The organism is Chromobacterium sp. IIBBL 290-4, assembly GCF_024207115.1.
GTDB lineage: Bacteria > Pseudomonadota > Gammaproteobacteria > Burkholderiales > Chromobacteriaceae > Chromobacterium.
In genome coordinates this window covers 573,901-597,633 of sequence record NZ_CP100128.1, presented here as the reverse complement: position 1 = coordinate 597,633, position 23,733 = coordinate 573,901, and the positions used below count along the sequence as shown (strand labels likewise).

Genomic DNA, 23,733 nt, shown 5'->3' with positions numbered 1-23,733 from the left:
CGGCATGTTGCCATGCTGGGCTTTTTCTTGAATCCTGGCGTCCCCACGGGGAATCGAACCCCGGCTACCGCCGTGAAAGGGCGGTGTTCTAACCGCTAAACTATAGGGACATTTGGTGCACCCGGAGCGATTCGAACGCCCGACCCTCTGGTTCGTAGCCAGATACTCTATCCAACTGAGCTACGGGTGCATCTTGGCGTCCCCACGGGGAATCGAACCCCGGCTACCGCCGTGAAAGGGCGGTGTTCTAACCGCTAAACTATAGGGACGCTGTTTGTGGTGCACCCGGAGCGATTCGAACGCCCGACCCTCTGGTTCGTAGCCAGATACTCTATCCAACTGAGCTACGGGTGCACTGCCTTGCGAGACGTTGTGTCTTGCGAGGAGGTGGATATTACAGAGGGCCATAATGGCTGTCAACACCTTGTATGAAATTTTTTGCAAAGCCGGTAAACTCGTCCGCTACCTATGTCGCGGCCGGCCAACAATTTCAGCCAATTGGCATGTTGCCGTTTCGCCGCCAGCCTGAAAGCGAGGCAAGATTGCATACTTTGTTCGCGCAGCCCTGCGCCATCGTCGATTTGGAAACCACCGGCGGCAATATCGCGCGCGACCGTATCACCGAGGTCGGCCTGGTGCTGATAGACGGCGAACGCGTCGAACGGCTGTCCTGGCTGGTCAACCCCGGCCAGCCGATTCCGCCCTTCATCGAAAACATGACCGGCATCAGCAATGAGATGGTGGCCGCCGCGCCGCCGTTCGCCGAGCTGGCGGACGGCTTGCTGGCCACGCTGCAAGGCCGTTTATTGCTCGCGCACAACGCGCGCTTCGATTATGGATTCCTGCGCAATGAATTCCGGCGCGCCGGCATGCGTTTCCAGGCGCGGGCTTTGTGCACGGTCAAGCTGTCGCGGCGGCTGTATCCGCAGCATTTCAAGCACAGCCTGGACAGCCTGATCGCCCGTCACGGCATTGAAATGCCGGAGCGCCACCGCGCCCTGGCCGACGCCGAGGCGGTGTACCGCTTTATCCAGATCGCCAGCGCGGAGCTGGGCGAGGACAAGGTGGCGTATGAGGCGGGGCAGCTGTTGTCGCAGCCGGCCGAGCTGTCCAGCCTGCCGGCCGAACTGCAGCAGCAATTGGAGGAGATGCCGGACTCCGCCGGCGTGTACGCGCTGTTCGGCGCGGACGATCGCGCCTTGTATGTCGGCCGCGCGCCGAATCTTTATCGCAAGGCGCTGGGCCATTTCGCCGAGCGCAAGCCGAACCGGCACGAGGTGAAGATAGACGAGCCGGTGGCGCGGGTGGAGTGGCGCGAGTGCCTGGGCGAGTTCGGCGCGCAGCTGACCGAGCTGCAATGGCTGGCCAGATGGAAGCCGGTTCACAACCCCAAGGCGCGGATGATGGGCGAAGTGTGCACCTTGCAGCTGCAGACCGGCGAAGATGGCTATGTGCGGCCGCTGCCGGTCGCCGCGCATGCCATCGACTTTACCCGCACCGCGGATTTGTTCGGCCTGTTCCGCCACGCCCGCGAGGCGCGCAAGGCGCTGGCGCAGATCGCGCTGGCCCAGGGTTTGTGCCAATCGGTGCTGGGCGTGGAGCAGGTTACTAGCCGCAAGGGCGTGGCTTGCGCGGCCTACCGCATTGGCCGCTGCCGCGGCGCCTGCGTGGGCGAGGAGGGCGCGGACAGCCACAATCAACGTTTGCTGTCGGCGCTGCAGCGGCTCAAGGTTAAACAATGGCCGTTCGAGGGCGCGGTGGCGGTGGTGGAGCGCGACGAGGTGTGCGGCGATGTGACCGAGCACCTGTTCGACCGCTGGTGCTATCTGGGCAGCCGCGTCAACGGCGGCGCGCTGCAGGGCGAACCTGCTTTCGATCTGGATTATTACAAATTGCTGGAAAGCGAACTGCGCAAGCCGCAGCGCGAGCTGGTCCGGTTGTAGCGCTGTCTGGGAGCAGATGCGAAAAAGGCAAACCTTCGGGGGTTTGCCTTTTGCTTTTCTGCGGCTTGCCGGCCGCTTTATTCATGCATGGCGAGATAGCCCTTGAGCCGGCTTTCGATGATGCGCGGATTTTCGCCGTTGGCGATGGCCACCACGCCTTCGACCACCAGCTCTTTCATCGCCAGCTCCGAAGCCACCAGGTGCTTGAGCTTGTTGGCCATGGGCAGGAAGAACAGGTTGGCCGAGCCGACGCCGTAGACGGTGGCGACGAAGGCCACCGCGATGCCGCCGCCCAGCTTGGACGGGTCGGACAGGTTTTCCATCACGTGGATCAGGCCCAGCACCGCGCCCAGAATGCCCATGGTCGGCGCGTAGCCGCCGGCGGACTCCCAGATTTTCGCCGCCTGCTTGCGGGCATGTTCGAACATGCCGATTTCCACTTCCATGACGCCGCGCAGGGTGTCCGGCTCGGTGCCGTCCACCAGCATTTGCAGCGCTTTCTTGGTGAAGGGGTCTTTCTGCATGGCGATGGTGCCCTCCAGCGACAGCAGGCCGCCCTTGCGCGCGGCCTGGCTCCAGTTCACCACTTCGCGGATCATTTTGTCGTGGTCGAAATTGGGCGGGCGGAATACCCAGCGCAGCATGCGCAGGCCGGCCATGAATTGCTTGGGCGTGCTCTGCAGCATCACCGCGCTGGTGGTGCCGCCGATCACGATCATGAAGGCCGTCAGCTGCATCAGCGAGCCGATATTGCCCCCTTCGATGGCCTGGCCTGCGATGATGGCGGTCAAGCCCAGTGTGATGGCGATTAAGCTGATCTTATCCACAATGTATCCGTTGTCGAGCTGGTCTGGCGCCCGGCCGGCCGCGGCCGAACCTCACGTTACAGCCAGTCTTTTAATTTTGTGCGCAACCGGGCGACGGCCTGGCTGTGCAGTTGGCAGACGCGCGACTCGGTGACGCCGAGCACCGCGCCGATTTCCTTCAAGTTCAATTCCTGCTCGTAATACAGCGCCATCACCAGCTGTTCCCGCTCCGGCAGGAACTTGATCGCGCTCACCAGCTGCTGGCGGAAGCTGTCGTCGGACAGCGAGGCCAGCGGGTCCGGCGCGTCATCGTCGGCGATATTGGCCACAGGGTTGTGGATGCCTTCGTCGTCGCCGGAAAAGTCTTCGAAGTGTAGCAGGGTTGTGCCCTTGCATTCACCTAGCATGTCCTGGTATTGATCCAGCTCTATGCCCATTTCCGCCGCGATTTCGGATTCCAGCGGCGAGCGGCCGTGTTGTTGTTCCAGCCGGGAGATGGCTTCTTCAATCTGGCGGGAGTTGCGGCGCGCCTGGCGCGGCAGCCAGTCTTCGCGGCGCAGCTCATCCAGCATCGCGCCGCGTATGCGCTGGCTGGCGAAGGTTTCGAACAGCACGCCCTGGTTGGGGTCGAACAGGCGGGCGGCCTCGATCAGGCCTATCATTCCCACCTGGATCAAATCGCCCAGCTCCACCGACGCCGGCAGGCGGGCGATCATGATGCTGGCCAGCTTGCGCACCAGCGGGGCGTGGGCTTCCACGTCGATCTCGGCGCTGGCGGACGCTGCGGCAGCGTAGCCGGATCGGCGGAAAGACGGAGATGTCATAAAGGTTTGGCTCCATCGGCCTCGGCCCAATCGCGCGAGGCGGCTATCAGCAAGTCCATGTATCCAGTGCTGTCGCGGCTGGTTTCCGGCGCATCCCAGTGCAACAGTACCGCAGACAGCTGGGAGAAGGCTACTGCCGCCTCGCTTTCGGGAAAGGCTTCCATCAAAGGGCGGTGCAGCGTCTGGCTGCGTCGCACGGTATTGTCCTGCGGCACAAAGCCCACCCAGCGCAGCGACACGGTCAGGAATTCGCTGGTGACCGCCGACAGCCGGGTGAACAGTTCGCGCGCCTCGTCCAGATGGCGCGCCTTGTTGATCAAGATGTTGAAGCGCTGCCGGCCGTACAGGCTGGCCAGCCGCTTGACGATGGCGTAGGCGGTGGTCAGCGACTCCGCCGCCGGCGTCAGCACCAGCACCAGATTATCGGCCACGCAGGCGGGGATGGGGTCGACTGCCGGGTTGGGCGCGTCGATCAGCAAGGCTGACGCGTCGCGCTCCAGCGCGCCGAATTCGCTGCCCAGGCGCAGCCATAGCTGGGTGGAGAACAGCGCCCGCTGTTCCGGCCTGGCGTAGAGATTGACCAACTGCACGCCCTGGCGCGAGGTCACCATCATCTCATCCAGGCCGCCGACGCTGATCACCTGGCTTTCCAGCGTGGCGGTGGTCGGCACGCCCAGGCGGCGGGTTTGCACCTGGCCCAGGCAACAGTCCAGCACCATGGGGCGCAGGCCGGCGTAGGCCAGCCCCAGCGACAGTTCGGTGACGATGGTGCTGGTGCCGGCGTGCTCGGAGCCGATGAAGGCGAAGCTGGGCGAACGCTTTTGCTGCGCTGCGAGCAGGCGGAGGCTGGCGGCTTGGTCCTGCATGGCGCTTACAGCCATCCGGCCTGGGCCGCGTGCATGATCGGCATTTCTTCGGTCTGCAGCGAGAACGGCGAACCGATCTGCTGCGCGCGCATCGCCCGGTCGACCAGGAAGGCGGCGTTGGCCGAGTGCAGGTCTTCCGGCACGCGCTGGCCGTTGGTGATGTAGTAGAGCTTGAGGCGGTTGCGGATGATCACGTCCAGGCTGGGGCCTTGCGCCACCGCTTCGTCTATTTTGGACAGGATGCAGCCGGCCAGGCCCTCGCCCCGGTAGCGGCGCACCACGTCTTCCAGCGTGTGGCCGTCGGTGTTGGCGGCCAGCAGCAGCAGGCGCTCGATGGGCCGGCCGGCGGTACGCAGCATTTCGATCTGCGCCAACACGCGCGCGTCGCGCTGGCCCATGCCCACCGTGTCGATGAAGACGATGTGGCGGTTGGACAGATCGGCCAGCGTCAGCTGCAGATCGCCCTCGTTCTGGATGGAAAACACCGGCACGCCCAGAATCTTGCCATAGATGCGCAGTTGGTCCTGCGCGCCGATCCGGTAGCTGTCAGTGGTGATCAGCGCCACGTGCTGGGCGCCGAAGCGCATGGTGGCGCGCGCGGCCAGCTTGGCCACGGTGGTGGTCTTGCCGACGCCGGTGGGGCCGACCAGGGCGAAGATGCCGCCGCGGTCCATCACTTCGCGGTCGGCGTCGGCGCATTTCAGATTGTGCACCAGCGCCGAGCGCGCCCATTTGACGGCGACTTCGGCCTGATACTGGGCCGGCATTTTTTCGATCAGCTGGCGGATCAATTGGGCGGAAAAGCCCATCGCCAGCAGATGCTTGAACAATTCCAGCCGGTTGGGCGCCTTGCCCTCCATGTCGGACCAGGCGAAGCTGGCCAGCTGGCTTTGCAGCAGGCTGCGCAGCAGCTTGATTTCATCGCCTATCTGCCTGAGTTCGTGCGCCATCTGCTCCGGCTCCTGGCCGTTATTGCGCGGCGTGTGCAGCGGAATGGCGAAGCCCGGGTCCGGCTGCGGCGGCTTGGATGCCTGCGGCTGGGCCGTGGGCGGCGCGGCCGGGCGCATTTGCGGCGCCGGAGTCTGCGCGGGGCGCGGGATGGGCTGCGGCTCGGGCGCGTATGTGGGCTCCATGCGCGGCATGGCGGCTTCCAGCCGCGGCGGCGCGGGGCTTTCCAGCGGTTCCACCGGCATGGCGTAGGTGCGGGCGATGGCGCGGTTCACCGCGCTGCCGTTGGCCGGCGGGATGGGCGCGGGCTGCTGCGGCCGGTTGACCGCGGGCGGAGCGTTGCGCGGCGGATGCTTGCTGGTGGACGTGGACAGGGTGCTGGCCAGGTTGGCGACGTCGGAGTCGGCCACCGCCATGATTTCCACTCCGCCGCCCATGGTGGGGCGATTGGACAAGATGAGGGCGTCGGCCCCCAGTTCTTCGCGAACTTGCCGCAGCGCGTCTCGAGTGGTTTTCCCGAAGAACTTTTTCACCACCATTGTCGATTAGCCCTTGCTACCGCCGATTACCGCAATTATACGAATGGATTTATTGTCCGGAATCTCATTATGCGAAATCACACGCAGCTGCGGCAATGCCCTTCGCAAGAATCGCGCCAATAGCGGCCGCAAACCGGGCGCCGTCAGCAAAACCGGATTGTACCCTTGAATCTCCACTTGTTCCGTCTGCTGGGCGGCGCTGGACAGCAAATTCTCCGCCAATCCGGGCTCCAGGCCGCCGCCGGCCTTGGATTGCACCGCCTGCATCAGCACGTTTTCCAGCTGCGGCTCCAGCGTCATCAGCGGCAGCTCGTTTTCCCCAGGGAACAGCTGCTGCACGATCACCCGCGACAAGGCGGTGCGCACCGCGCCGGTCAGTTCGTCCACATCCTGGTTTTGCGGGATGTGGTCGGCCAGCGTTTCGACGATGGTGCGGAAGTCGCGGATATGAATCCCGTCGTTCAGCAATTGCTGCAGCACTTTCTGCAGCGTGCCCACCGGCACCACCTTGGGCACCAGGTCTTCGATCAGCTTCGGCGATTCCTTGGCCTGGTGGTCGATCAGGGCCTGCACCTCTTCGCGGCCCAGCAACTCTGCCGCGTGGGTCTGCAGCAGGTTGGAAATATGGGTGGCCACAACCGTGCTGGCATCTACCACGGTATAGCCCAGAGACTGCGCTTCTTCCCGCTTGCCTGCGTCTATCCACACCGCCGGCAGGCCGAAGGCTGGGTCGGTGGTGGCGTTGCCGGCGATTTCGCGGCTGACGCGGCCGGGGTTGATCGCCAGGAACTGGCCCATGAAGGCCTCGCCCTTGCCGATCTCCACGCCCTTGAGCAGGATGCGGTAGGCATTGGGCTTGATTTCCAGATTGTCGCGGATATGGACCGGCGGCACCAGGAAGCCCAAGTCCTGGGCGATCTTCTTGCGGATGCCGCGGATGCGGCGCAGCAGCTCGCCATCCTGGGTGCGGTCCACCAGCGGAATCAAACGATAGCCCACTTCCATGCCCAGCTGATCCACATGCTGCACATCGCTCCAGCTGACTTCCGCGCCCTGTTGTTCGGGCGGGGCTGCCTGTTGCACCGCCTGCTGCTGGGCAGCCCGCTCGGCGCGCTTGGCCTTTTGCTCCATCGCCCTCGCCAAGGCCAGCAAGGCGCCGGCGATCAGCAGGAAGGACAAGTGAGGCATATTCGGGATCAGGCCTATCATGCCTATCACCGCCGAAGTGATGTACAGCACCTGCGGCTTGGTGAACAGCTGGGTCAGGAACTGCTCCGACATGTCCTGATCGGTGCCGACGCGCGTCACCACGATACCGGCGGCGGTGGAGATGATCAGCGCCGGAATTTGCGCCACCAGGCCGTCGCCGATGCTGAGCAGGGTGTAGGTTTCCGCCGCCTGGCCGACAGGCAGGTCATGCTGCACCACGCCGACGATCAGGCCGCCGATCACGTTGATCAAAATGATCAGGATGCCGGCCATGGCGTCGCCGCGCACGTATTTGGAGGCGCCGTCCATGGCGCCGAAGAAGTTGGCTTCCTCGGCGATGGTGGAGCGGCGCTTGCGGGCTTCGTCTTCGCCGATCAGGCCGGCGTTGAGGTCGGCGTCGATCGCCATTTGCTTGCCGGGCATCGCGTCCAGTGTGAAGCGCGCCGACACTTCGGCGATCCGGCCGGCGCCCTTGGTGATCACCACGAAGTTGATGATGGTGATGATGACGAACACCACGATGCCGATGGCGACGTTGCCGCCCACCAGGAAGTGGGAGAACGATTCAATCACCTTGCCGGCGGCGTCCGGGCCGGTATGGCCCTCCAGCAGCACCACCCGGCTGGAGGCGACGTTCAGCGACAGCCGCAGCATGGTGGTGATCAGCAGCACCGAGGGGAAGGACGAGAAGTCCAGCGGCTTGCGCACATTGATGCCGACCAGCAGCACAATCACCGACACCGCGATGTTGAAGGTGAAGAAGATGTCGAGCAGCACCGGCGGCAGCGGCAGGATCATCATCGACAGGATGAGGATGATCAGCAGCGGCCCGGCGAGCTGGAAGATCTTCAGGTTGCGCAGTATTTGCAGTATCGAATCCATGCTGGCTTATCGGCTTTCTTCTGGCGCCGAATCTTGCGGACGTTTGCTGTACGGGTCAAGCTCCTCGGGCACTTCCAGTTTGTCCGGGAACACCGGCGCGACGCCGCCGACCGACTGATATTGCTGCAGCTGGTAGACATAGGCCAGCACCTGGGCCGCCGCGGCGTAGAGCGCGGAAGGGATGTCCTCTCCCAGTTCGGCATTGAAATACAGCGCCCGGGCGAAGCGAGGCGAGCGCATCACCGGCACGCGGCTATCCTTGCCGGTATCGATGATTTTCTCGGCCAGTTTCAAAGAGCCCTTGGCGACTATTTGCGGCGCGCGCATGTTTTCATCGTACTTTAGCGCCACGGCGAAGTGGGTCGGGTTGGTGACGATCACATTGGCCTTGGGCACTTCCTGCATCATCCGCTTGCGCGCGGCTTCGCGCTGCATCTGGCGGATGCGGCCCTTCACTTCCGGCGAGCCTTCGGCTTCCTTGTATTCCTGTTTGACCTCTTCCTTGGTCATGCGCAATTTCTTGTAGTAGCTCCACAGCTGGTAAGGCACATCGATGGCGACCAGCAGGATCAGCGAGGCGGTGACGATGAAGAATGTCCGGATCAATAGATCGGTCAGCTTCAGCGCGCCGGATTCCAGCGGCATGGCCAACAGGCCGATGATTTCGTCGCGCTCTTTCCAGATGTACCAGGTGGCGATGCCGCCTATCAGCAGGCTTTTGAGTATCGCCTTCAGCGCCTCGGTGGCGGAATTGATCGATACCAGGCGCTTGATGCCCGGCAGCGGGTTCAACTTGCCGAAGTTGGGCTCCAGCGCCTTGAAGGTCAGGTTCCAGCCGCCGATGAGCATGGGGGTGAACAGCGCCACCAGCGCCAGCCCGCCGAAGAAGGGCGCCAGCTCCCACAACGCGCCGAAGATGGATTCCTTGAAACGGGCCAGCACCGGCTCGGTGTTTTGCACCGTGCTCTGGTCGAAGGTCAGCAGCTTTTGCATGGTGTCGCCCAGGTAACGGGCGATCTTGCCGCCCAGCACCATCAGCAAGGCGACGCCGGTCATGGTGACGGCGAACGTCGACAACTCCCGCGATCGGGGAATGTTGCCGTCTTCTCGCGCCATCGATAGCCGTTTGGCTGACGCGGGTTCGGTGCGTTCGAGGTCTGAATCTTCTGCCATGGGCTCGTTTCGGCGTTAATAATGCTTTTGTCTTGATTTTAAAATGAATGTTAGCTTATCAGGGGGCTGTCCGGCCAGCCCGCCGCCTCGCCTCCGCCTCCGCCAGCGGGTACAATGTCGGCAATCAACAGGAAATTCGACATGCGACAGTACCTCGATCTGATGCGCCATGTGCTGGAACATGGCCATGACAAATCCGACCGCACCGGCACCGGCACCCGCTCGGTGTTCGGCTATCAGATGCGCTTCAACCTGGCGGAAGGTTTTCCGCTGGTGACCACCAAGAAGTGCCATCTGCGCTCCATCATCCATGAACTGCTGTGGTTTTTGTCCGGCGACACCAATATTCGCTACCTCAAGGAAAACGGCGTGTCGATCTGGGACGAGTGGGCCGATGAAAACGGCGACCTGGGCCCGGTGTACGGCTACCAGTGGCGCAGCTGGCCGGCGCCGGACGGCCGCCACATCGACCAGATCGCCAATGTGCTGGACATGATCAAAAAGAACCCGGACTCGCGCCGGCTGATCGTGTCGGCCTGGAACCCGGCGCTGGTGGACGAGATGGCGCTGCCGCCTTGCCACAGCCTGTTCCAGTTCTATGTTCTCGACGGCAAGCTGTCCTGCCAGCTCTACCAGCGTTCGGCCGACATCTTCCTGGGCGTGCCCTTCAATATCGCCAGCTATGCCTTGCTGACCATGATGGTGGCCCAGGTGTGCGGCCTGCAGCCGGGCGACTTCATCCATACGCTGGGCGATGCCCATCTGTACAGCAACCATATGGAGCAGGTCCAGTTGCAATTAACGCGCCAACCGCATGCGCTGCCGACCATGAAGCTGAATCCGGATGTAAAAGATTTGTTCGCCTTCCGTTTCGAGGACTTCACGCTGGAAGGCTACGACCCGCATCCCGCCATCAAGGCGCCGGTGGCGGTATGAGCCAGAAACCCATCCTGACCCTGGTGGCAGCCATGGCCGCCAACCGCGCCATCGGCCTGGACAACCGCATGCCCTGGCATTTGCCGGAAGACCTCAAGCACTTTAAGGCGGTGACGCTGGGGAAGCCGGTGATCATGGGCCGCAAGACCTGGGATTCCATAGGCCGGCCGCTGCCGGGCCGGCGCAATATCGTGGTGACGCGGCAGGCGGACTGGCAAGCGGAAGGCGCCGAGGCGGCGCATTCCCTGGAGGAGGCCTTGGCCTTGGCGGGCTCGGTGGAGGAGGTGTGCCTGATCGGCGGCGCGCAGCTATATGGCCAGGCCATCGCGCGGGCGGATCAACTGCGTTTGACCGAAATCGCCCAGCGCTTCGATGGCGACGCCTACTTTCCGGAGTTTGACCCGGCGGCTTGGCGCGAGGTCTCGCGAGCTGAGGCGGTGGGCGCGAACGGCCTGGCTTACGCTTTCGTCGATTATCAGCGCGTTTAAACGCCGTTTGGCGCTTATTCAAAGCCGGAGGCCTGCGCTTCCGGCTTTTCCTTTCACTGTGGGCATGCCATGCGCGCCTCGCTGTCGATTAGTCATTGCCGCAAGCATTTTTTTGATCTAGATCAAATCTTAAGCGTCACAAAACGATAAGGCCGCCGTCAGGCGGCGCCGCGCTCGCGCAGCCAGGCTGCCCCGCGCCTTTTGCAAGGTATTCGTGGCTCGTCGTTCGATCCGGACAGGAGCACGAAGCATGGCGCGCATTGCTATCCCCCTCAGTGAAATCAAGGAACATTACCAAGTCGTGGTGATCGGCTCCGGCTACGGCGGCGGCATCGCCGCTTCGCGCATGGCGCGGGCCGGCCGCAGCGTCTGTCTGCTGGAGCGCGGGCGCGAGATCATTCCCGGCGAATACCCGGCCACATTGGCGCAGGCCTCGCCGGAGTTCCAGGTTCACCATCCCGACGGCCATCTGGGTTCGCGCACCGGCCTGTACGACTTGCATGTCAACCCGCAGCAGAACGTGATGGTCGGCTGCGGCCTGGGCGGCACCTCGCTGATCAACGCCAATGTCTCGCTGCCGCCGGAGCCGCAGGTGTTCGAAGACCCGCGTTGGCCGAAACTGGTGCGCGAGCATGCCGATACGTTGTTGAAGGACGGCTTCGCGCGGGCGCGGGAAATGCTGAAGCCCAATCCCTATCCGGAATGCGCGCCGGCGCTGCCCAAGCTGGAGGCCAACCGAAAGTCGTCGGACCGGCTCAAGGACAAGCACGTTTTCTACCGCCCGCCGATCAACGTCACCTTCGACAAGCTGCCGGGCGACCGCAATCACGTCGGCGTGGAGCAGCTGCCGTGCAATTATTGCGGCGACTGCGTATCCGGCTGCAACAACAAGGCCAAGAACACCACGTTGATGAATTATCTGCCGGACGCCAGCAACCACGGCGCGGAAATCTTCTGCCAGGCCTCGGTGCGCCATCTGGAGCGCGACGGCGACGGCTGGATCGTGCACTACCAGTACGTGGGCACCGGGCGCGAGAAATTCGACGCGCCGACGCTGTTCGTCAAGGCCGACATCGTCATTCTGTCCGCTGGCACGCTGGGCTCCACCGAAATCCTGCTGCGCTCGCGCGAGCAGGGTTTGGCGCTGTCCGGCGAGCTGGGCAAGCATATGAGCGGCAACGGCGACATTCTGGGCTTCGGCTACAACAACGACGAGCGCATCAACGGCATAGGCTTCGGCACGCATTCGGCCAAGGAAATCGGCCCGGTCGGCCCCTGTATCACCTCCATCATCGACATGCGCGACGAAGCCGACTGGCGCAAGCGCATGGTGATAGAGGAAGGCTCCATTCCCGGCGCCATCGGCGAAGTCATGAAGCCGGCCATGGCGCTGGCGTCAGCGGAACTGGGGCAGCCGGCCGAAACCGGGATGGGCGCTAAGCTCGCCTATCTGGCGCGGGAGGCGGACAGCGCCTTGCGCGGGCCTTATCACGGCGCGATGAACCGTCTGCAGACCTATCTGATCATGAGCCATGACGACGGCGCCGGCGTGATGGCGCTGGATGAGCATGACCAGCTGAAGCTGGAGTGGCCGGGCGTGGGCGAGCAGCCCAATTTCGAGATCGGCAACGCGCGGCTGTTGGAGTCGACGCGCGCGCTGGGCGGCATCTATGTGCGCAATCCGATCTGGACCGAGCTGTTCCGCCACAGCCTGATCACCGTGCATCCGCTGGGCGGCTGCGTGATGGGCGAGGACGCCGCGCAAGGCGTGGTCAATCACAAGGGCCAGGTGTTCAGCGGCCAGGCGGGCGAGGCGGTGTATCCGGGGCTGTACGTCACCGACGGCTCGGTCATTCCCACTTCGCTGGCGGTCAACCCGCTCTTGACCATTTCCGCCATCAGCGAGCGCGCGATGGCGCTGCTGGCGGCGGACCGAGGCTGGAGCATAGACTACGCGCTGCCTTCCGCCCCGCGCGCGCCGCAGGCGGCAGCCAAGCCGGGCATCGAATTCACAGAGACGATGAAGGGCTTCTTCTCCACCGCCCATCGCCAGCCGGCGGGCACGGATCTGGCCGTCTACCAGGCGGCGTACCAGGCCGGCAAGGATGCCGGCTCGGCCATGGGTTTCACCGTCACCGTGGAATCGGACGATCTGGAGCAGTTGATTTCCAACCCCAAGCACCAGGCGTCCATCGTCGGCACTCTGGACGCGCCGGCGCTGTCGCCGTTGCCGCTGACGGTCAGCCACGGGGTGTTCAATCTGTTCGAGGAGTATCCGGAGCAGGTGGGCGTGCGGCACATGAACTACAACATGCGGCTGACGGCCGAGGATGGCGCTGAGTTCTTCTTCAGCGCCTTCAAGTACGTGCCGAGCAATCACAGCGCGCTCAGGGTATGGTCGGACACCAGCACGCTGTATGTCACCGTTTATCGCGGCGCCGATGATTCTGGCGAGGTCGTCGGCAGCGGCGTCCTGCATATCGCGCCGGCCGATTTCGCGCGGCAGATGACCACGATGAAGGTGCTGAACGTGGACAGCGAGGCCGAGAGGCTGAAACAGCTGGCCCGTTTCGGCGAATACTTCGCCGGCGTGCTGTGGGACAGTTACGGCGGCGTGCTGGCGCCCAATGTCTACTTCAACCCGGAGGCGCCGCCGCGCCGCAAGCGGCCGTTGAACGCGGGCGCGCCGGAGGTGACTTTCTTCCGCACCGAGGATGGCGTGGACCTGAAGCTCACCCGCTACCAGGGCGGGACGAAGGGGCCGGTGATGCTGGTTCACGGCCTGGGCGTGGGGTCCAACATCTTCTCCACCGACACCATCGCCACCAATCTGCTGGAGTACCTGTACCAGCACGGCTACGACGTGTGGCTGCTGGATTTCCGCGTCAGCATCCTGCTGCCCGCCAGCAAGGAGCAGTGGGATGGCGATCAGATCGCCCGCTACGACTATCCGGCGGCGATCCGGCAAATCCGCGAGGCGACCGGCGCCAAGGACGTGCAGTGCGTGGTGCATTGCTACGGCGCCACCACTTTCTTCATGTCGCTGCTGGCCGGGCTGGAAGGCGTGCGCTCGGTGGTGTGCTCGCAGATCGCCGCCGACATCGTGGTGCCGCCGGCCACCGCGGTGAAGACCGGGCTGCATCTGCCCAGCGTGCTGGACAAGCTGGGCGTGCAGTCGCTGACCGCCTACACCGCGACCGACTCCAGCTGGTTCGAAAAACTGTACGACACCGCGCTGAAAGGCTATGCGCTGGCGGAGGCGCAGGGCTATTGCGACAACCCGGTGTGCCACCGCATCACCTTCATGTACGCCTCGCTGTATCGCCACGACAAGCTGAATGAAACGCTGCACGACAATCTGCACGAGCTGTTCGGCATCGCCAATATGCGCACCATGGAGCATCTGGCGCGGATGTGCCGCGCGGGGCATCTGGTGGCTTTTGACGGCGCGGACGCCTACATGCCGCACTTCGACCGGCTGCAGCTGCCCATCCTGTTCATCAGCGGCGCGAACAACGAGTGCTATCTGCCGGAAAGCACGCAGCGCACTTACGACAAGCTGGTGGCGAGCTACGGGCCGGAGAGCTACAGCCGGCTGGTGGTGCCGGGCTACGGCCATATCGACTGCATGTTCGGCAAGAGCGCGGCGCTGGACATCTACCCGGCCATCGTGGTCCATCTGGACAAGACCGCCTAATCCTGAACCCTGCAGCCGCCCCGCCCGGGGCGGCGCCACGAGGATGAAGTCATGGAAAACGCCTGCTCCGCCCAGCCCGCGATCCGTTGGTTTCAGCGGTTCATCTGGATCGGGATTCTCATCAATATGGTGTTCGCGGTGCCGGCGCTGCTGTGGCCGGACTACTTGAACAGCTACTTCGGCCTGCCGGCCCAGGCGGTTTACCCCTGGCTGCAAAACGCCGGCATGCTGCTGGTGGGCGTCAGCCTGTTTTACGCGCCGGCCGGCGTCCGCGCCGAGCGCTACCCGGTGTACGCCTGGCTGTGCGTATTGTCGCGGTTGATCGCCGTGGTGTTCTGGATTTACCTGATCCAGACTTCGGGCTATCCGGATGCGTTCCGGCCGTTGCTGTACTCGGACGGGGCGATGTTCCTGATCCTGGGCGGCCTGCTGTACGCCGGCATGCCGCCCGAGCACAGGCCATGGCCGCTGATCCGCGCCGGCTTGCGCGGGCTGTGGCGCTGCTTCTGCCATTGTTTCTGCGGCCGCTGCCGCAAGGCGGCGCTCATCGTCGCCCTGGTCTTGGGCTTTGTCGGTTTCGAGACCTGGCTCAATCTGTTCCGCGAAGTGCCGCAGCCGCCCATCGCATCCGATGTGGACCACTTCAAGTACGCCGCCATCGGCCTGGGACCGGACGCGCGCATTCCGCTCTATGTTTTCTCGGTCTTGCCGCAAGTGTGCGCTCAGCGCATGCCCAGGATGGGCACCGGCTGGCAGACCTTCGGCTTCATCTACGAGGGCGGGCATGATCTGCCCATAGGCCTGGCCAAGCGGCAGATAGGCTATCCGTCGGTCGAGCCCAACTGCGCGCTATGCCATACCGGGCAGTACCGCAAGAGCGCGGATGACGTGCCGGTGCCGGTGCCCACCGCGCCGGCGGCGCTGCTGGACCTGGAGTCCTTCCAGTGGTTCCTGTACGACTGCGCCGGCGATCCTAACTTCAAGAGCAAGGTGATGGACGCCATCGAGCAGCATTACGATCTGGGGCCCATCGAAAAGCTGTTCTACCGCTTCCTGATCGTGCCGGCCAGCCAGCAGGCCTTCCTCAAGCAGGAAAAGCAGTACGCCTGGCAAAAGCTGCGGCCGCTGCAGGGACCCGGCCGCACCGACACTTTCAATCCCACCAAGATGGTGATCTTCGGCTTCCCGGACGATTCCACCATAGGCACGGTGGATCTGCCGCAGATCTGGAACCAGAAGCCGCGCGAATCGATGTATCTGCACTGGGACGGCAACAACAACGACATCCACGAACGCAATTACGCCGCGGCGATGGCGGTGGGCGCCACGCCGCAATCGGTGCTGCCGGCCGAATTCACCCGCGTGACCGATTGGCTGCTGACCCATCAGCCGCCGAAGTGGCCGTTTGGCGGACTGGACCAAGTGCGAGTGTCGCGCGGGCGGACCTTGTGGGAAGGTAACTGCACCAGCTGCCATGATTTCGGCAAGGCCGCCACCGGCCAGGTGACGGTGGGTTTGGATGAGCTTGGCACCGACCCCTATCGCGTCAATTCATTCACCGTGGGCCTGGTGGACAAGTTCCATGAGTTCAAGAAGCCGCCGTTCGATTTCGGCGCCTACCGCAAGACGCAGAGCTACAGCAATACGCCGACGGACGGCATCTGGCTGCGCGGGCCCTATCTGCACAACGGTTCGGTGCCGACGCTGTGGGATTTGCTGCAGCCGCCGGACAAACGGCCCAAGGTGTTCTACCGCGGCTCCAGCGTGTTCGATGTCCGCAACGTGGGTTTCAGCTCGGCGGGGCCGGAGGTCAAGGGCGGAGGATACTTCAAGTTCGATACCCGCCTGCCGGGCAACCACAACAGCGGGCACGAATACGGCATTCATCTTAGCGACAGCGAGAAGTGGGACTTGATCGAATACATGAAGACCTTGTAGCCGCCGTCGGCGGCGATTCCTGAGAAGGGGAGGCAAGCGATGGGCATTTTCGATGAATGGAAAGACCGGATAGAGCAAGGCTTGGCGGGCGTTGAGCAAGATCTGCAACAGCAGCAGCGAATCTTGGCGAAGCTGAAGCAGATCGACGCTCAGGCAAGGGCGGTGATCAATAATCCCGATGCGCTCAGCGCGGAGGGCGTGCCGTGGGAGTTCGCCAATGGCTTGTCGATTCTGGGCCGTTTGGAGGACGGCAAGCCGCTGCCGACCACCGAGGTGCAGCTGCCGACGCGGGTGATGGACGACGGCACGCTGCTGGGCTGTCGCAAGTGGGAGCTGCTGGACCCATTGTGGGGAGAAGCGCTGACGCAGTGGATCGAGCATCTGGAAAATCGGGCGCCGTGGCGGACGCAGCCCTGTCATCTGGCCATACCCGACAAGGTCAGCTTCAATATCGCCGGCGACTGGGGAACCGGGGATTACATCGCCCACAAGGTGGCAACGGCGATGGCCGGCCGGCCGGCCGATTACACCATCCATCTGGGCGATGTCTATTACGCCGGCGTGGGTTCGGACGAGAACCAGGATTTTGCCGGCTGGCCAAGCGGCGCGCGCGGGCAGCTGACGCTCAACTCCAACCATGAGATGTATAACGGCGCCTTCGGCTATTTCGGCGTGCTGGCCAGCCGTTTCCCCTTGCAGCAGGGCACCAGCTATTTCAGCCTGTTCAATTCCAATTGGCTGATCCTGGGGCTGGACACCGCTTATTGGAGCGACAAGTGGAATCTGTACATGGACGGCGCGCTGGGCGATGGACAGACCGCCTGGCTTAAGGAGGTGGCGGCTGGCTGGCAGGGCAAGATCATGGTGCTCTCCCATCATCAGGGGTATTCGATGGTCGGAGAGCCGAATGCGCTATGCCAGGCGGTGAGCGGCGCTTTAGGGCGCGCCCCGGACTACTGGTATTGGGGGCATCTGCACAATGTGATCTGCTATCAGCCGCAAAATGGCATGCGGGCGCGCTGCGTCGGGCATGGAGCCATTCCTTACGGCGTCGCCAGCGTACTGAACGGCAAGCCGCAGGTGGCGTGGGCGGAGACGAAATCGGCCGGCGATGGCCAGTATCCGCAGCGGGTGCTGAACGGCTTCGCCCGGGTGGAGTTGAATGGCGGAGACCTGGCCGAGACGCTGTACGATGAGAACGGCGAAAAGCGCTGGCCGCTTGCCTAGCGGGCGCTAGGCCGCGGCGATGTCCGGGCAGCTGCGGCTGCCCGGCAAGGGCGTTGCGGAGTCTCAGCCTTTGCCAGCCAGCGCTTCGACGGCGCTTTGGGCCAGCTCGCTGTAGTCGCGGCCGAATTCGGCCACCATCTGCTTGAGCTTGCTGGTGTCGCGGGCGATCAGCGTTTTCAGCAGGCTTTCCAGGAACTCATGGGTGCGGTTCATCTGGCTTTGGCCTGCGCGCAGAATGGCGTACAGGCAGCGCTGGGTCAGCGGCAGCATGTCGTTCAGCGTTTCGGTCAGGTAGCGGTTGCCGGCGTGGCGGTACAAGGCGGACAGAAACTCGATGCCGTGATCGTAGAAAGCCTGCAGATCGGCGTGGTGGTTGTCTTCTTCCAGCTGCGCCATCAGTTCGATGAAGCGGGCGAGGTCGTCGTTTTGCCAGCCGGCGGCCAGGTTTTGCACCACGCGCTCCAGCAATAAGAACCACATCTCAAAGAAGTCCCGCACATCATTAGGGCTGATGCTGGCGACGACTGCGCCGCGGCGCGGGAAGATATCGACCAAGTGGCGGCGCTGCAAAATCAGCAAGGCCTCGCGCACCGAGCCGCGGCTGACTTCAAGCTCGGCGGCGATGCGCAATTCCTGAATGCGCTCGCCCGGCTTCATGTCGCCTTGGATGATCTGCTTGCCGAGATACTGCGCGATCTGCTCGGTCAAGAGGTCGTTGGCCTTGAAAGTCATGAATCATCTCCGGAAATCAATTTTATCGTTCTGGTGCGTATTGTACGGCAAGTATTTGGCAGATTGTCGGGCAATATTTTGTCTGTCTGCCGGTATGTATTCATTCCATTTGGGCGAAATCGCCAATCGGAGACGGATCGAGAATGCGTCAAGCCCCCTCGGATCGGGCGCTATCATATCAATCAGGAGATTAAAGCGCATGTTTTATCGTAATCTCGACTTCTTGATTTGAAATATTATGCTTTTCCATTTTTAAGCAATGAAATCAGGGTTCGGCATGGAATTCGGCAGCAAAGGCAAATTTGCAGAGTGAAGGCGCAGGAAGGGCGGCAGAAAGCTGCCAGTTATGTCAAAGCCAGCGACAAACGTCCGAGTGGCTTGAGCGGGAGAAGAGAGCGAGGGGGAGAAGCCGGCTCGCGGGTACGAGCCGGCTGGATGGGGTTATTCGGCGGCGCGCCGGGTGGCCATCAGGTAGTTGACGGCGGTGTCGTCGTTGAGCGAATAAATGCGGCTGATCGGGTTGTAGCCCATGCCCTTCACCGTGGACAAGCCCAGGCCGGCGTGGCGGGCCATGCGGCCCAGCTCGGAAGGCTTGAGGAAGCGCGCGTAGTCATGCGTGCCGCGCGGCAGCATGTTCAGCACGTATTCCGCGCCCACCACCGCCAACAGATAGGCCTTGGCGTTGCGGTTCAGCGTGGAGAAGAATACCCAGCCGCCCGGCTTCACCAGCGTGGCGCAGGCGCGCACCACGCTTTGCGGATCGGGCACGTGCTCCAGCATTTCCATGCAGGTCACCACGTCGAACTGGCCGGGCATCTCCGCCGCCAGATCTTCCACCGCCACGCAGCGGTAATCCAGCGGCACGCCGGTTTCCAGGCTGTGCAGCTGCGCCACTTTCAGCGATTTCTTGGCCAGATCTATGCCGGTCACCTGCGCGCCTTTCAGCGCCATGCTTTCCGCCAGAATGCCGCCGCCGCAGCCCACGTCCAGCACCTTCTTGCCGGCGATGGAGGCGTGGCTGTCGATGAAGTCCAGGCGCAGCGGGTTTATCTCGTGCAGCGGCTTGAATTCGCTGTCCTTGTCCCACCACTTGTGCGCCAGCTGGCTGAATTTGTCGATTTCGAGTTCGTCTACGTTGCTCATGCTTTACTTCGCCAGAATGCGGTTGCGCCAGTCGTCGGCGCGGGCTTTCAAATTGCTTTCGTCCAGGGTGGACAGCTTGCGGCCGGCCATCAGCGCGCGGCCCTTGACCCAGACGTGGCTGACCTGCTCGCGGCCGGCGGCGTACACCACGTGCGAAATCGGATCGAAAGCCGGCGCGGTTTCCAGCGCCGACAGGTCGATGGCGATCAGGTCGGCGTCCTTGCCTTCCTTGACCGAGCCCACCTTGTCGGCGATGCCCAGCGCGCGCGCGCCGTTCAGCGTGGCCATGCGGATGGCGGCGGCGGCGGGAACGGAAGTGGGGTTCAGCGTGCCGACCTTGGCCAGCAGCGCGGCCAGGCGGGTTTCCGCCAGCATGTCCAGCTTGTTGTTGGAGGCGGCGCCGTCGGTGCCGATGCCCACCGCCACGCCGGCGGCCAGCATCTTGTCCACCGGCGCGATGCCGGAGGCCAGCTTCATATTGGAGGCCGGGTTGTGGGCGGCCGATACGCCGTACTTGGCCACCAGCTCGATTTCAGCGTCGTTCAAATGCACCATGTGGGCGGCCACCAGGCGCGGCGACAGCATGCCCAGGCCTTGCAGGCGGGCCAGCGGGCGTTGGCCGTGATCCTTGACGCTGTTGCTCACTTCTTCCGCGGTTTCGTGGATGTGGCAGTGGATCAGCATGTCTTCTTGCTCGGCCAGCGTCACAACCTTGCGGAAGGTGTCGTCCGATACGGTGTAGGGCGCGTGCGGCGCCAGGGTGAAGGTGACCAGGTCTTCGCCCAGGAACTGGCTGCGCTCGGCCATGCCTTTGGCGATGTAATCGTCGGCGTTGGTGGCGTAATTGGTCGGGAATTCCAGGATGGAACAGCCGACGAAGGTGCGCATGCCCGAGGCCAGGCCGGCGCGCGCCATCGCGGCGTTGTAGAAATACATGTCGTTGATGGTGGTGGTGCCGCCGCGGATCATCTCGCCCATGGCCAGCAGCGCGCCGTCGAACACGAAGTCGTCGCGGACATGCTTGCCTTCGGCCGGCCAGATGTGGTTGGTCAGCCAGTCCATCAGCGCCTTGTCGTCGGCCAGGCCGCGCAGCAGCGTCATCGCCGAGTGGCCGTGCAGGTTGACGAGGCCGGGCATCAGCACATGGTCGGGCAGCTCGATGCGTTCATCGGCCTCTAGCGCGGCGGCCTGCGCCGCTGGAATAATGGCGGCAATCCTGCCATCCTTGATGGCTAGCGCGTGGTTTTCCAGGACTTCGCCGTCAGTCTCCACGGTGATGATCCAGCGGGCGGAAATAATCTTTTCATAACGTGACTGCGGCATGGTTATTATCCTGAATCCGGTATCGAAAGTGTCGTGGATTGTAGGCCTAGCCGCTTGGCAAGGCAATTGTCGGCGCAGCCCAGTAGAGCTCGCCGCCGCGGCTTGAAAAACCGCGAAATGGGATGACTGTTGAATATTCCAGCCGTCGCCGGGCTTGTCCGGTGTATACTGCTGATTGTTAAAACGTTTTGAACCAGGGCTACCGGTTTTCGATTTGGGCGAACTTAAGACTAGCGCGACATGGCTCAACAAGCAGACGATAAATCCAATGCCAGCTCTGGCCTGAACTTGCGGGATGTGTTTCTCATCGCCGTCATTCTCGGCCTATTGATTCCAGCCTCCATCATCAGCTACCTCAGCTTCAATATCCAAAAGGACAATCTGACCAGCCAGCTGGATACCGACCAGCGCCGCCTGCTCGATATCGTCGCGCTGGGCATGCAGGAGCCATTGTGGAACCTGAGCCGCCAGGCCGGCAATCCCTTGATCGCGTCGGTGATGGAGGACCCGCGGGTGATTTCCATCCGCGTCACCGATACCCAGTCCAATCAGGTGTTCCTGTCGGCGGTGCGCAGCGAGCGCCGCATCGGCAGCGTGTCCTATGTCGAAAAGCCGGTCATCTACCGCGGCGAGGCCATCGGCCAGGTGACGATGGAGTTCGACAACGAGAACCTGGCCATCGCGTTGAGCAACCAGGTCAAAAACATCCTGCTGATCCTGGCGGCGCAACTGGTGCTGTCCATCATGCTGATCATGAGCATCCTGCACTCGCGCTTCTTGAGGCCGATGCGTTTGCTGACCGAGCAGGCGCGGCTATTGGCTGAGTTGAAGCTGGACGCGCCGTTCGAATGGTCGCGCCGCGACGAGCTGGGACGCCTTGGCACCCACCTGGAGTGGACCCGCTCCGAGCTGAAGCGGCTGGTGGACGAATTGCGCGCCAAAACGCTGGCGCTGGAGGCCGACATCGCCCGCCGCCGCGAGGTGGAGGACGCGCTGCGCCGCTCCGAGAACAAATACCGCGAGCTGTTCTGGTCCAATCTGGACGGCATCGTGATCAGCTCGCTGGACGGCCAGGTGATAGACGCCAACCCCGCCTTCCTCAATTTGATGTGCTACAGCCTGGATCAGCTCAAACAGCAGAATTTCTGGAGCCTGGTGGCCGAGGAAAGCGAGGCGCTGGAGCGCTTCAATCTGGACAACAAGGTGTTGCGCTTCGGTTATTGCGACGAATTCGAAGCCACCTATCTGAACCGCTTCGACAACCAGGTGCCGGTCAGCGTCAAGACGGTGGCGATGCGGGACGCCTTCGGGCGCATCAACGCGGTGTGGCGCATGGTGCGCGACATCTCGGAAAAGCGCGCCGCCGAGGAGCGGGTGCAATTGGCGGCCAAGGTGTTCGAAAACACCGTCGAAGGCATCATGATTACCGACGCCGATCAGCGCATCCGTAGCGTCAACCGCGCCTTCACCGAAATCACCGGCTACACCCAGCACGAGGTGCTGGGCCAGAAAACCAGCATTCTGTCGTCCGGCCGCCATGACGCGCCGTTCTACGAGCAGATGTGGCAGGCCATCGCCGAACAAGGCTCCTGGCAGGGCGAACTGTGGAACCGCCGCAAGAACGGCGAAGTGTATCCGGAATGGCTGGCCATCAACGCGGTGCGCAACAGCCTGGAAGAGATCACTCATTACGTGGCCATTTTCAGCGACCTGACCGAACGCAAGGCCGCCGACGAGCGCATCCAGTTCCTGGCCCATTTCGACGTGCTCACCAGCCTCCCCAACCGCGTGCACATGCAAGACCGCGTCGAGCTGGCCATCCACAACGCGGTGCGCGACAACCAGCGGCTGGCGATGCTGCTGCTGGACCTGGACCGCTTCAAGACCGTCAACGAGTCGTTGGGCCATTCGGCCGGCGACACGCTGCTGCAAGTGGCGGCGGATCGCATCCGCTCGGTGCTGGGGCCGGGCGAGATGCTGGCGCGGCAGGGCGGCGACGAATTCATCGTGCTGCTGCCGGTGATCACCGATCCGGGCGAGGCGGCGCTGGCGGCGGAGCGGGTGCGGGAAGTGTTCGCCAATCCCATCGAGCTGCACAACCACGTGATCACCATCACGCCGTCCATCGGCATCAGCGTCTATCCGGAGGACGGCCGCGATTACGAAACCCTGGTGCGCAATGCCGACGCGGCCATGTATCACGCCAAATCGTCCGGCCGCAACAGCTACAAGTTCTACACCGCCGACCTGAACGCCCGCGCCCGCGAAATCCTGGCCATCGAAAGCCAGCTGCGCTTCGCGCTGGAGCGCGACGAGTTCGTGCTGCATTACCAGCCGCAGGTGGACATGAAGAGCGGCCGCATCATAGGCGCGGAGGCGCTGATCCGCTGGAACCATCCTTCGCTGGGCCTGCTGGGGCCGGTGCGTTTCATCCAGGTGGCCGAGGAGCGCGGCTTCATCGTGCAGATCGGCAACTGGGTGATCGCCGAGGCTACGCGCCAGCTGGTGGCCTGGCGCCAGGCCGGGCTGCCGGAGCTGACGCTGGCGATCAATCTGTCGGCGCTGCAGTTCCGCCAGCCGGATCTGGCCGAGCAGGTGCAGCAGGCGCTGGTGTCCAATGGCCTGCCGGGCCACGCGCTGGATATCGAGGTGACCGAAAGCATCATCATGGAAGACGCCCAGGCCACGATACAGGCGATAGACAATATGAAGAGCATGGGTCTCAGATTGTCCATCGACGACTTCGGCACCGGCTATTCCAGCCTGTCCTACCTCAAGCGCTTCAAGGCCGACAAGCTGAAGATCGACCGTTCCTTCGTGCGCGATATCCCGCAGGACGCCGACGATAGCGCCATCGCCCGCGCCATCATCAATATGGCCAAGAACCTGAACATGCAGGTGGTGGCGGAAGGCGTCGAAACGATGGAGCAGTGGCATTTCCTGGAGCAGGAGGGCTGTGATTTCGTGCAGGGTTATCTGATCGCCAAGCCCTTGCCGGCCGGCGAGTTCGCCGAATTGCTGACGCGAGACAGCCTGCTGCCCTTGAGTTGAGCGCCGCC

The 23,733-nt window shown here is 63.2% G+C and carries 16 protein-coding genes and 4 tRNA genes; 7 read left to right on the top strand and 13 right to left on the bottom strand.

Annotated elements, in window-relative coordinates:
• Positions 1-35 precede the first annotated feature (35 nt).
• The 4 genes from NKT35_RS02705 to NKT35_RS02690 form a co-directional block, all read right to left on the bottom strand.
• Positions 36-110: transfer RNA gene (locus NKT35_RS02705), tRNA-Glu, on the bottom strand.
• A 3-nt stretch (positions 111-113) separates the two neighbouring features.
• Positions 114-190 (bottom strand) — tRNA-Arg (locus NKT35_RS02700).
• 4 nt (positions 191-194) lie between these two features.
• Positions 195-269: transfer RNA gene (locus NKT35_RS02695), tRNA-Glu, on the bottom strand.
• An 8-nt stretch (positions 270-277) separates the two neighbouring features.
• Positions 278-354, bottom strand: a tRNA-Arg gene (locus tag NKT35_RS02690).
• 188 nt (positions 355-542) lie between these two features.
• Here NKT35_RS02690 and NKT35_RS02685 point away from each other — a divergent pair.
• Positions 543-1,943, top strand: a complete 1,401-nt coding sequence (locus NKT35_RS02685) for an exonuclease domain-containing protein (RefSeq protein WP_505190900.1) — start codon at positions 543-545, stop codon at positions 1,941-1,943.
• A gap of 77 nt (positions 1,944-2,020) precedes the next feature.
• On the opposite strand, the gene NKT35_RS02680 is transcribed toward NKT35_RS02685, so the two are convergent.
• From NKT35_RS02680 to flhB, 6 genes are read right to left on the bottom strand one after another with little or no spacing between them, the layout of a single operon-like run.
• Positions 2,021-2,770: a flagellar motor protein gene (locus NKT35_RS02680; RefSeq protein WP_254298619.1), complete on the bottom strand. Its 750-nt coding sequence runs from the start codon at positions 2,768-2,770 to the stop codon at positions 2,021-2,023.
• Positions 2,771-2,826: 56 nt separating this feature from the next.
• Positions 2,827-3,573: an RNA polymerase sigma factor FliA gene (locus NKT35_RS02675; protein ID WP_254298618.1), complete on the bottom strand. Its 747-nt coding sequence runs from the start codon at positions 3,571-3,573 to the stop codon at positions 2,827-2,829.
• Positions 3,570-4,439 carry a MinD/ParA family ATP-binding protein gene (locus NKT35_RS02670; protein ID WP_254298617.1) on the bottom strand — a complete coding sequence of 290 codons (870 nt, stop codon included), beginning with the start codon at positions 4,437-4,439 and terminating at the stop codon, positions 3,570-3,572. The genes NKT35_RS02675 and NKT35_RS02670 overlap by 4 nt, the downstream gene beginning before the upstream one ends.
• Before the next feature lie 5 nt (positions 4,440-4,444).
• A complete protein-coding gene (gene flhF, locus NKT35_RS02665; RefSeq protein ID WP_254298616.1) occupies positions 4,445-5,926 on the bottom strand; it encodes a flagellar biosynthesis GTPase FlhF in 1,482 nt (493 codons plus the stop codon).
• Between the two features lie 6 nt (positions 5,927-5,932).
• Complete coding sequence (flhA, locus tag NKT35_RS02660; RefSeq protein WP_254298615.1) at positions 5,933-8,017, bottom strand: flagellar biosynthesis protein FlhA; 2,085 nt, start codon at positions 8,015-8,017, stop codon at positions 5,933-5,935.
• Between the two features lie 6 nt (positions 8,018-8,023).
• Entirely contained in the window at positions 8,024-9,190 is a 1,167-nt protein-coding gene (gene flhB, locus NKT35_RS02655) for a flagellar biosynthesis protein FlhB (RefSeq protein WP_254298614.1), read from the bottom strand.
• Between the two features lie 141 nt (positions 9,191-9,331).
• Between flhB and NKT35_RS02650 the strand changes: the two genes are divergently transcribed.
• The 5 genes from NKT35_RS02650 (at position 9,332) to NKT35_RS02630 (ending at position 17,476) form a co-directional block, all read left to right on the top strand.
• Positions 9,332-10,126 (top strand): thymidylate synthase, encoded by a 795-nt coding sequence (locus NKT35_RS02650; RefSeq protein ID WP_254298612.1) that lies wholly within the window; start codon positions 9,332-9,334, stop codon positions 10,124-10,126.
• The gene (locus NKT35_RS02645; RefSeq protein ID WP_254298611.1) at positions 10,123-10,614 is read left to right on the top strand and encodes a dihydrofolate reductase; all 492 of its coding nucleotides are present in this window, start codon (positions 10,123-10,125) and stop codon (positions 10,612-10,614) included. The genes NKT35_RS02650 and NKT35_RS02645 overlap by 4 nt, the downstream gene beginning before the upstream one ends.
• 250 nt (positions 10,615-10,864) lie before the next feature.
• Complete coding sequence (locus tag NKT35_RS02640) at positions 10,865-14,311, top strand: alpha/beta fold hydrolase (protein WP_254298610.1); 3,447 nt, start codon at positions 10,865-10,867, stop codon at positions 14,309-14,311.
• Between the two features lie 51 nt (positions 14,312-14,362).
• Complete coding sequence (locus tag NKT35_RS02635; protein WP_254298609.1) at positions 14,363-16,249, top strand: c-type cytochrome; 1,887 nt, start codon at positions 14,363-14,365, stop codon at positions 16,247-16,249.
• Positions 16,250-16,288: 39 nt separating this feature from the next.
• A complete protein-coding gene (locus tag NKT35_RS02630; protein ID WP_254298608.1) occupies positions 16,289-17,476 on the top strand; it encodes a metallophosphoesterase family protein in 1,188 nt (395 codons plus the stop codon).
• Positions 17,477-17,539: 63 nt separating this feature from the next.
• Here NKT35_RS02630 and NKT35_RS02625 read toward each other — a convergent pair whose 3' ends face one another.
• The 3 genes from NKT35_RS02625 to NKT35_RS02615 form a co-directional block, all read right to left on the bottom strand.
• Positions 17,540-18,208, bottom strand: coding sequence for a GntR family transcriptional regulator (locus NKT35_RS02625; RefSeq protein ID WP_254298607.1), 669 nt, complete (start codon positions 18,206-18,208; stop codon positions 17,540-17,542).
• 441 nt (positions 18,209-18,649) lie between these two features.
• Positions 18,650-19,351 carry a bifunctional 2-polyprenyl-6-hydroxyphenol methylase/3-demethylubiquinol 3-O-methyltransferase UbiG gene (gene ubiG, locus NKT35_RS02620; protein ID WP_254298606.1) on the bottom strand — a complete coding sequence of 234 codons (702 nt, stop codon included), beginning with the start codon at positions 19,349-19,351 and terminating at the stop codon, positions 18,650-18,652.
• A 3-nt stretch (positions 19,352-19,354) separates the two neighbouring features.
• Entirely contained in the window at positions 19,355-20,674 is a 1,320-nt protein-coding gene (locus NKT35_RS02615; protein WP_254298605.1) for a TRZ/ATZ family hydrolase, read from the bottom strand.
• Between the two features lie 240 nt (positions 20,675-20,914).
• Between NKT35_RS02615 and NKT35_RS02610 the strand changes: the two genes are divergently transcribed.
• Positions 20,915-23,725 (top strand): bifunctional diguanylate cyclase/phosphodiesterase, encoded by a 2,811-nt coding sequence (locus NKT35_RS02610; protein ID WP_254298603.1) that lies wholly within the window; start codon positions 20,915-20,917, stop codon positions 23,723-23,725.
• The last annotated feature ends 8 nt before the right edge of the window (positions 23,726-23,733 follow it).

Coding starts and splice junctions, on each gene's coding strand:
- NKT35_RS02675 (WP_254298618.1), bottom strand. CDS start 3,573: ATGACATCTCCGTCTTTCCGCCGATCCGGCTACGCTGCCGCAGCGTCC.
- NKT35_RS02670 (WP_254298617.1), bottom strand. CDS start 4,439: ATGCAGGACCAAGCCGCCAGCCTCCGCCTGCTCGCAGCGCAGCAAAAG.
- flhF (WP_254298616.1), bottom strand. CDS start 5,926: ATGGTGGTGAAAAAGTTCTTCGGGAAAACCACTCGAGACGCGCTGCGG.
- flhA (WP_254298615.1), bottom strand. CDS start 8,017: ATGGATTCGATACTGCAAATACTGCGCAACCTGAAGATCTTCCAGCTC.
- flhB (WP_254298614.1), bottom strand. CDS start 9,190: ATGGCAGAAGATTCAGACCTCGAACGCACCGAACCCGCGTCAGCCAAA.
- NKT35_RS02650 (WP_254298612.1), top strand. CDS start 9,332: ATGCGACAGTACCTCGATCTGATGCGCCATGTGCTGGAACATGGCCAT.
- NKT35_RS02645 (WP_254298611.1), top strand. CDS start 10,123: ATGAGCCAGAAACCCATCCTGACCCTGGTGGCAGCCATGGCCGCCAAC.
- NKT35_RS02640 (WP_254298610.1), top strand. CDS start 10,865: ATGGCGCGCATTGCTATCCCCCTCAGTGAAATCAAGGAACATTACCAA.
- NKT35_RS02635 (WP_254298609.1), top strand. CDS start 14,363: ATGGAAAACGCCTGCTCCGCCCAGCCCGCGATCCGTTGGTTTCAGCGG.
- NKT35_RS02630 (WP_254298608.1), top strand. CDS start 16,289: ATGGGCATTTTCGATGAATGGAAAGACCGGATAGAGCAAGGCTTGGCG.
- NKT35_RS02625 (WP_254298607.1), bottom strand. CDS start 18,208: ATGACTTTCAAGGCCAACGACCTCTTGACCGAGCAGATCGCGCAGTAT.
- ubiG (WP_254298606.1), bottom strand. CDS start 19,351: ATGAGCAACGTAGACGAACTCGAAATCGACAAATTCAGCCAGCTGGCG.
- NKT35_RS02615 (WP_254298605.1), bottom strand. CDS start 20,674: ATGCCGCAGTCACGTTATGAAAAGATTATTTCCGCCCGCTGGATCATC.
- NKT35_RS02610 (WP_254298603.1), top strand. CDS start 20,915: ATGGCTCAACAAGCAGACGATAAATCCAATGCCAGCTCTGGCCTGAAC.